This window comes from Shimia aestuarii (assembly GCF_022814865.1).
In the GTDB taxonomy this organism is placed as follows: domain Bacteria; phylum Pseudomonadota; class Alphaproteobacteria; order Rhodobacterales; family Rhodobacteraceae; genus Shimia; species Shimia aestuarii_A.
The window spans coordinates 212,150-219,750 of record NZ_JAKVRD010000006.1 but is presented as its reverse complement, the minus strand read 5'-3'; the positions used below and the strand labels follow the sequence as shown (position 1 = coordinate 219,750).

Annotated in this window: 7 protein-coding genes and 1 pseudogene; 6 read left to right on the top strand and 2 right to left on the bottom strand. The window is 62.7% G+C overall.

Going from position 1 to position 7,601, the window contains the following annotated elements; translation table 11 throughout:
- Nucleotides 1-926: pseudogene (locus tag MK745_RS08690) on the bottom strand (YbhN family protein); the annotation flags it as partial.
- Nucleotides 927-1,064: 138 nt separating this feature from the next.
- Nucleotides 1,065-1,379, bottom strand: coding sequence for a DUF1476 domain-containing protein (locus tag MK745_RS08685; RefSeq protein ID WP_243612892.1), 315 nt, complete (start codon nucleotides 1,377-1,379; stop codon nucleotides 1,065-1,067).
- Nucleotides 1,380-1,538: 159 nt separating this feature from the next.
- Here MK745_RS08685 and purC point away from each other — a divergent pair, with 159 nt between their 5' ends.
- The 6 genes from purC to MK745_RS08655 all read left to right on the top strand — a co-directional run bounded on the left by purC (nucleotide 1,539) and on the right by MK745_RS08655 (nucleotide 7,493).
- Nucleotides 1,539-2,303 (top strand): phosphoribosylaminoimidazolesuccinocarboxamide synthase, encoded by a 765-nt coding sequence (gene purC / locus MK745_RS08680; protein ID WP_243612891.1) that lies wholly within the window; start codon nucleotides 1,539-1,541, stop codon nucleotides 2,301-2,303.
- A gap of 93 nt (nucleotides 2,304-2,396) precedes the next feature.
- Nucleotides 2,397-2,627 (top strand): phosphoribosylformylglycinamidine synthase subunit PurS, encoded by a 231-nt coding sequence (purS, locus tag MK745_RS08675; protein WP_243612890.1) that lies wholly within the window; start codon nucleotides 2,397-2,399, stop codon nucleotides 2,625-2,627.
- A 3-nt stretch (nucleotides 2,628-2,630) separates the two neighbouring features.
- Nucleotides 2,631-3,674, top strand: coding sequence for an alcohol dehydrogenase catalytic domain-containing protein (locus MK745_RS08670; protein WP_243612889.1), 1,044 nt, complete (start codon nucleotides 2,631-2,633; stop codon nucleotides 3,672-3,674).
- A 12-nt stretch (nucleotides 3,675-3,686) separates the two neighbouring features.
- Nucleotides 3,687-4,355, top strand: a complete 669-nt coding sequence (purQ, locus tag MK745_RS08665) for a phosphoribosylformylglycinamidine synthase subunit PurQ (RefSeq protein WP_243612888.1) — start codon at nucleotides 3,687-3,689, stop codon at nucleotides 4,353-4,355.
- 37 nt (nucleotides 4,356-4,392) lie between these two features.
- A complete protein-coding gene (locus MK745_RS08660; protein WP_411028143.1) occupies nucleotides 4,393-6,150 on the top strand; it encodes a sensor histidine kinase in 1,758 nt (585 codons plus the stop codon).
- Nucleotides 6,151-6,158: 8 nt separating this feature from the next.
- Nucleotides 6,159-7,493, top strand: a complete 1,335-nt coding sequence (locus MK745_RS08655) for a sigma-54-dependent transcriptional regulator (protein ID WP_243612886.1) — start codon at nucleotides 6,159-6,161, stop codon at nucleotides 7,491-7,493.
- The last annotated feature ends 108 nt before the right edge of the window (nucleotides 7,494-7,601 follow it).

The window sequence follows — 7,601 nt, the reverse complement described above, 5'->3', positions numbered from 1 at the left end:
GTGGTAAGTGGGGCGTCGGGGGCCGCATCGGGGCGGCGGAAAAGAAGCGCCGCCGCGATTAGGGCCGGACAGGCGTAGTACAGGATGCGAAAGGCGAGGATCGCGGCGATCAGGTCGGCCTCGGGTGTCGCAGGCAGGAGCGCCAAGAGCGCGAGTTCGAACGGGCCGACGCCGCCGGGCGTGCCGGACAGGATCGCCGCACCGAGGGCGAGCAGGAAAGCCGGGAAGAAGGCGGCAAAGGAAAGCGCGACCTCCGCCGGTAGAAGGCAATGGAGGGCAAACGCGGCGAGGCCGGTATCGAGGCAGCAGAACAGCCAGAGCGCCCAGAGCGCAGGCAGGCTTGGCAACGTCAGGCGGTGACGTCCGATCCAAAGCGTCGGGGCGAAGAAGGCGGTTCCGACAAGCGCCAGAGCCGCCACTAGGATCAGAACAGCCACCCCGGCGGGTAATGGCGCGGTGGGGACGGTGAGGCGGACAAGTGCGATCGTGACGAGGAGCGCGGCAAGGAAGCTCAGCGCGACAAAAAGCGACAGGCGCGCGGCCAGCGGCAGCGACAATCCCGGCACCATGCGCCAACGCACCAAGGCACCCACCACGACGCCCGCGCCAAGGGTTTGGCCCAAGGCGATGGCGCTGGCCCCGGCGAGCGCGGCGCGGGGGGCCGGGCAATGGGTCGCGAAATGGCGATGCGCGATGACATCGTAGCGCGCCACAGCAAGAAAGCTCAGCCCCGTGGCAAGCGCGGCAAGGCCCCATTGGTCCAGCGTGACCCCGCCAAAAGCCCGGCGCAGTGCGGCCAGATCGAGCCCTTCGAGGCGGGCCGACAGCAGCGCGGCACAGGCGAGCAGAAGGCCCGCACTCAGAAAGGGGCGCAGCAGTTTGCGCAGGGCTGGGCGCGCGATGGCGCGTGTCTGATCTCGATGCAATGGATTCTCCCCGGTGACTCCCAGAAAGGAGGCTAGGGGAGAGCCATGAAGCGCCACTTAACGCATCAATTTGTCACGAAAAAACGCGCCCCAAGCGAAGGAGCGCGTTTCTAGAAGGTGGGGTGATGTGAGAGAGGCTCAGACCTCTTTCATCACCTGGTCCTTGGCGACGAGCAGCAGCTCTTCGCGCTTGGCGCGGATGGTGTCGGCGTCGGCCTTGCCCTCAAGGTCGCCCGCAACCTTGCGCACCACGTCTTCATGGCCGGCTTCTTCGAAATCCGCGATGATCACGTCGCGGGCATAGGTTTCGGCCTCTTCACCCGATTTGCCGAGCATTTCGGCAGCCCAGAGGCCAAGCAGCTTGTTGCAGCGTGCTTCTGCCTTGAATTTCATCTCTTCGTCATGGGCATATTTGTTTTCGAAGGCGTTTTCACGGTCGTCAAAGGTGCTCATCCGCATCAATCCCTTTGCAAATGTTGGCGTTGCGTCCTTCTTGCACAGGTCTGTGTATCGCTGCAAGAGGTTGGCTGTGCTTGCGACAATGACAGCCATGGATTAAGAGGGCGCTGACAAGTGGGGAGTCGGCCCCGCAGCAACAGAAAGCGATCCCAGATGGCGCGTGGCAAGAAGATTTACGAGGGCAAGGCCAAGGTTCTTTTCGAGGGGCCGGAGCCGGGTACGATCATTCAGTACTTCAAGGATGACGCCACCGCGTTCAACGCGGAAAAGAAGGACGTGATCGACGGCAAGGGCGCGCTCAACAACCGCCTGAGCGAGTATTTCATGACCGGTCTCAACCAGATCGGTGTACCGACCCACTTCCTCAAGCGCCTCAACATGCGCGAACAGCTTGTGCGTTCCTGCGAGATCATCCCGCTTGAGGTGATCGTGCGCAATTTCGCCGCCGGGTCGCTTTCCAAGCGCCTCGGGATCGAGGAGGGCACGCAACTGCCGCGCCCGATCGTCGAATATTGCTACAAGGATGATGCGCTTGGCGATCCGCTGGTCTCGGAAGAGCATATCGCGGCCTTTGGCTGGGCCAGTCAGCAGGACATGGACGACATTCTCGGCCTCGCCCTGCGCGTCAATGACTATATGTCGGGCGTGATGTATGGCGTCGGCATCAAGCTCATCGACTTTAAGATCGAGATTGGCCGCATCTATGAGGGTGATTTTCAACGCCTCGTGGTGGCCGATGAGATCAGCCCCGATAGCTGCCGGCTTTGGGACATGGAGACGGGCCGTAAGCTCGACAAGGACGTGTTCCGCCGCGATCTTGGCAATCTGACCGATGCCTATGCAGAAGTGGCGCGGCGCCTTGGTGTTATGCCCAAGGGCACCGGCGGCAGCGGATCGAAGCCGACGCTCGTCAACTAAGCCCGTGCGCCCGAGGTTCGGGCGGGGGATTTTGAGTATTATTGCCAAGATGAAGCCGGGGCTTCGGGATTGGCCAGACCGGAGAGAAGACAGATGAAAGCGCGTGTCTATGTGATGCTGAAAAACGGGGTTCTCGATCCGCAGGGCGAAGCGGTGCGTCACGCGCTTGGTTCGCTCGGCTTTGACGGGGTCGAGGGGGTGCGCCAGGGCAAGGTGATCGAGCTGGACCTGGCCGAGGGCACCACCGAGGCGACCGTGACCGAGATGTGCGAAAAGCTCCTCGCGAATACGGTGATCGAAAGCTACAAGATCGAGCTTGGCTAAGCCATGCGCGCGGCCCATCTCACAGGGTTCCGAGCCCCTCTCGAGGTGACCACATTGCCGGACCCGACGCCGATGGCGGGGGGTGTCGTGCTGCGCGTGTTGGCCTGTGGCGTGTGCCGGTCGGACTGGCATAGCTGGACGGGCGCGGACCCGGATGTGCGGCTGCCGATGGTGCCGGGGCATGAATATTGCGGCGAGGTTGTCGCGGTGGGTGCGGGCGTGACGCGGTGGGCCGTGGGCGACCGGGTCATTGCGCCGTTTATCCTTGCCTGTGGGCAATGCCCGGATTGCGCGGCGGGGCATCAGACGATCTGTGCCGATCAGGTCTTGCCGGGCTTTACCTGCGATGGGGCGTTCGCGGAATATGTGGCCGTGGCCCACGCGGATGCGAACCTGACCGCGCTGCCCGAGACGATGGCGCCGGAGATCGCGGCCGCCTTGGGATGCCGTGTCACCACGGCGTGGCAGGCGCTTGTCGGGCGGGCCGAGTTGAAGCCGGGCGAATGGCTGGCCGTGATCGGCGGTGGTGGTGTCGGGATTTCGGCGCTGATGCTGGGCCGGGCGCTTGGCGCGCGGGTCGTGGTGGTTGATGTGGTCGAGGACAAGCTGACGTATGCGCGCGAGATGGGCGCGGATGCGGTTGTCAACGCCGCGACGGGCGATGCGGCCGAGGCGATCCGCGAGATCACCGGCGGCGGCGCGCATGTGGCCGTCGAGGCGCTTGGCGTCGAAGCGACGACGAAAACCGCGATGCGCAGCTTGCGCAAGCTTGGCCGGATGGTGCAGATCGGCATGCCTGCGGGCGATCATGCCAGTATGACCCTGCCGATGGATGTGCTTTATTCCGGGCAGCTTAACGTGATGGGGACGCGCGGCATGCCAAGTTGGCGCTATCCATCGCTTCTTAACCTTCTGTCCGGGGGACATGTGGACCTTGCGCCGCTTGTGACCCGCCGGATTGCCCTTTCACAGGCGAGCGATGAGCTTGCCGCGTTTGACCGCCCCGCGCCTCCGGGCGTGGCGGTGATCACTGATTTCGAGACCTAGGAGTAAGCCAAGATGCGTGCTGCCGTTATCGTTTTTCCCGGTTCCAACTGTGACCGTGACCTTGCCGTGGCGCTTGAGCGCGCGGGTGCGGATGTCACTATGGTCTGGCACAAGGACACGGAGCTTCCCGAGGGGCTTGATATCGTGGGGGTGCCGGGCGGCTTTTCCTTTGGCGACTATCTGCGCTGTGGCGCGATCGCGGCCAATTCGCCGATCTGCAAATCGCTCATCGCTCATACCGAGCGCGGCGGCTATGCGCTTGGCGTGTGTAACGGGTTCCAGATCCTGACAGAGACCGGGATCCTGCCGGGCGCGCTGCGCCGCAATGCGGGGCTGAAGTATATCTGCAAGACCGTGGGCCTTCGGGTCGAGAACGCGGAAACGCCCTTCACGGCGGGCTATGAGGTCGGCCAAGAGATCGATATTCCGATTGCACACCATGACGGCAATTATTTCGTCACCGACGAAAAGCTTGCGCAGTTGAAGGATGAGGGGCGCATCGCCTTTACCTATACCGACAACCCCAACGGGTCGGTCGCCGATATCGCGGGCGTGATTTCCAAGAACCGTCGCGTTCTTGGCATGATGCCGCACCCGGAACGGGCGGCGGATGATGGCCATGGCGGCACCGATGGGGTGGCAATGTTCCGCTCGCTCATGGACCAACTCGCCACGGCGTGACTTGAGGCCCCAAGCGGGGCGTCGTAATCTGGGCGTCATGGATGCCATGCCGCCCCCTTCGAACGAGCCGGGACGTGCGCCGGGATGGCGCGCGCGCGTGGCGCTTGTGGTGCTGTTGGTCGCGGCGTCCGTGACCATCTGGATCACCAACTCCTTTCTGACAGATCGGTTCACAGCCAATACCCGCAACCGGGCTGAATTGCGCCTTGCGCTCTACTCGGGCAACCTCATGGCCGAGCTGCGCCGCAACGCCATCGTGCCGCAGCTTCTTGCCAAGGATCCGGCGCTTATCACTGCGCTCGATACGGGCGATTTCTCGCAGTCGACGGCGCGGCTTATTTCCTATGTGGAAGAGATCGGGGCCGCGTCTTTCGTGATGCTGGACGCGGATGGGCGGGCTGTGGCCTCGACCGAGCGCACGGAGATCGGTCGCAACTACCGTGACGCAGAATTCTATTTGACGGCGATGCGGTCGAACGTAACGGTTTTCTCCTTGGAACGTGGGCAAAGCGGCGCGTTTCAGTTCACTTATGCGCGCCGGATTGAGGCGCAGGGGCAGGCGCTTGGCGTGATTGCCGTTCTGGTCGACCTGCAACAGTTCGAGCGCGCCTGGGCCGGTATTTCGGACGCTCTTTTCGTGACCAATAGCGAGGGCGTCATTATCCTTGCGACCGAACCACGCTGGCGTGGGCTGACGGAGGCGGAGGCCTTGGCGCGACAGCCCGCAGAGGGGGCCATTGAGCGCGCCCTTCAGGCGACCACGGATTGGACGCAAATCCCGGCGGATGCCTATATCCAGGGCGAGGGCGTGATGCGCGAGGATGCGCGGATTCCCTTCCGCGGCTGGCGGATGACGTCTTTCACGACCTACACCAGCGTGCGCGAGAAGGTGAACGCGGTTCTGGCGCTCGAGATCATGGGGTTTGCGATCCTTGTGGCGCTGGCCTTCTATCTCCTGAGCCGCAAGACCGCGCTTCGCATGGCGATTTTCCAACAGGAATCGGCAGGCCTGCGGGCGCTGAACCTGCGGCTTCAGCGGGAAATCGCCGAGCGGGAGCGGATGCAGGAGAGCCTTGCCGTGGCCGAACAATCGCTGGCGCAAAGCTCGAAGCTTGCGGCGCTTGGCGAGATGTCGGCGGCGGTCAGCCATGAGTTGAATCAGCCGCTCGCGGCGATGAAGACCTATCTTGCGGGCGCGCGTCTTCTTGTGCGTCGCAACCGGCCGGAAGAGGCGCTTTCGTCGTTCCAGAGGATCGACGATCTGATTGAGCGGATGGGCTCGATCACCAAGCAGCTCAAGTCCTATGCGCGCAAAGGCGGCGATGATTTCGCGCCTGTGGCGCTCAACGAGGCACTGGCCTCGGCCCTGTCGATGATGGAGCCGCAGCTCAAACAACGCCATGTGCGTATCAGCCGGATCGTGCCGGATGACGATGTGCGGGTGATGGGGGATCGGGTGCGGCTTGAACAGGTGATCATCAACCTGTTGCGCAACGCGCTTGATGCGACGGAAAGCGTCACCGATCCGGAAATCGAGATCATCCTCGCCGCGGGCGAGACAGCGACACTCACGGTGCGCGACAATGGTCCGGGGATTGAGAACCTCGATGATCTGTTCGAACCGTTCTTTACCACCAAGCAGCCCGGCGATGGCGTCGGTCTCGGGCTCGCGATCTCCTCGGGGATCGTCAGCGACCTCGGCGGTCGGCTTTCGGCGCGCAATGGTCAGGATGGGGGGGCTGTATTCGAAGTGCAGCTTCCTATCTTGAGTGAAGATATCGAGGCAGCGGAGTAACAATAACAATGGCCCAGGGTATGAAGATCGCGATCGTCGATGATGAACAGGATATGCGCCAGTCAATCAGCCAATGGCTTGCGCTTTCGGGGTATGACACCGAGACATTCGCCAGCGCGGAAGACGCGCTCAAGGCGCTTGGGCCAGAGTATCCGGGGATTGTCATTTCGGATATTCGTATGCCGGGCATGGACGGGATGCAGTTCCTGAAAAAGCTCATGGGCGCGGACTCGGCGCTTCCAGTGATCATGATCACCGGCCATGGCGACGTGCCGATGGCCGTCGAGGCGATGCGCGTGGGGGCGTATGATTTCCTTGAGAAACCGTTCAACCCCGACCGGATGAGCCAGCTTGCCAAGAAAGCGACCAATGCGCGGCGGATGACGCTTGATGCCCGCGCGCTGCGCCGGGAATTGTCCGATGGCGGGCAGTTGATGAAGAAACTCATTGGCGCCAGCCCGGTGATGGAGCGTCTCAAGGAGGATATCCTCGACCTTGGGCAGGCGGATGGCCATGTGCTCATTGATGGGGAGACCGGCACCGGCAAGACGCTGGTGGCGCACGCGCTTCATGCGGTGGGCAGCCGGGCCGGGAAGAAATTCGTCCTGATAAGCTGTGGCGCCTATGAGGAAGAGGCCTTGTCGCGGCGGCTTTTCGGGCCGATGCAGCCAGAAGACAGCCAGTTGCCCGCGGTTGAGGAAGCACGCGGCGGGACGCTTGTGTTGGAAGATGTGGAGACGCTCTCGGACGCACTTCAGGCGAAATTACTCAATGTGATCAACGAACAAGGCGCGCCTGCCGAAACCCGGATCATCGCCATTTCCAACATGCAAGAGCAGGACCGGACCTGCGAAGATGCGCTTCGACCTGATCTGTTCTATCGCCTTGCCGCCTTGAAGATCACCGTGCCGCCGCTGCGGCAACGGGGCGAGGATATCCTGACTCTGTTCACGCGGCTCTCAGAGCAGTTTGCGGATGACTACGGGTGTGACGCGCCGAAGGTCAGCGCGCAGGAGGCGGCGCAGCTTTTGCAAGCGCCGTGGCCGGGGAACGTGCGTCAGCTCATCAATCTTGCCGAACGCGCTGTGCTTCAGAGCCGGCGGGGCGAGGGCACGATTGCCTCGCTTCTGATGAACGATCACGAGGAAATGCAGCCGCTGATGACCACCGAGGGCAAGCCGCTCAAGGAATATGTCGAAGCGTTCGAGCGGATGCTCATCGACAACACGATGCGCCGCCACAAGGGCTCGATCGCGGCGGTGATGGAGGAATTGTGCCTGCCGCGCCGGACGCTCAACGAGAAGATGGCCAAGTACGGATTGCAGCGGGCGGACTACCTCTAGGGGCAAAGAGAGGCGCCGTTTGACAGGCTTTTTGCAAGGACACCCTTTGACGTGGGCCGCGCGAGACGGGGCCCGCTTTGGTGGAAGTTTGGTCTAAATGTGCCTTTT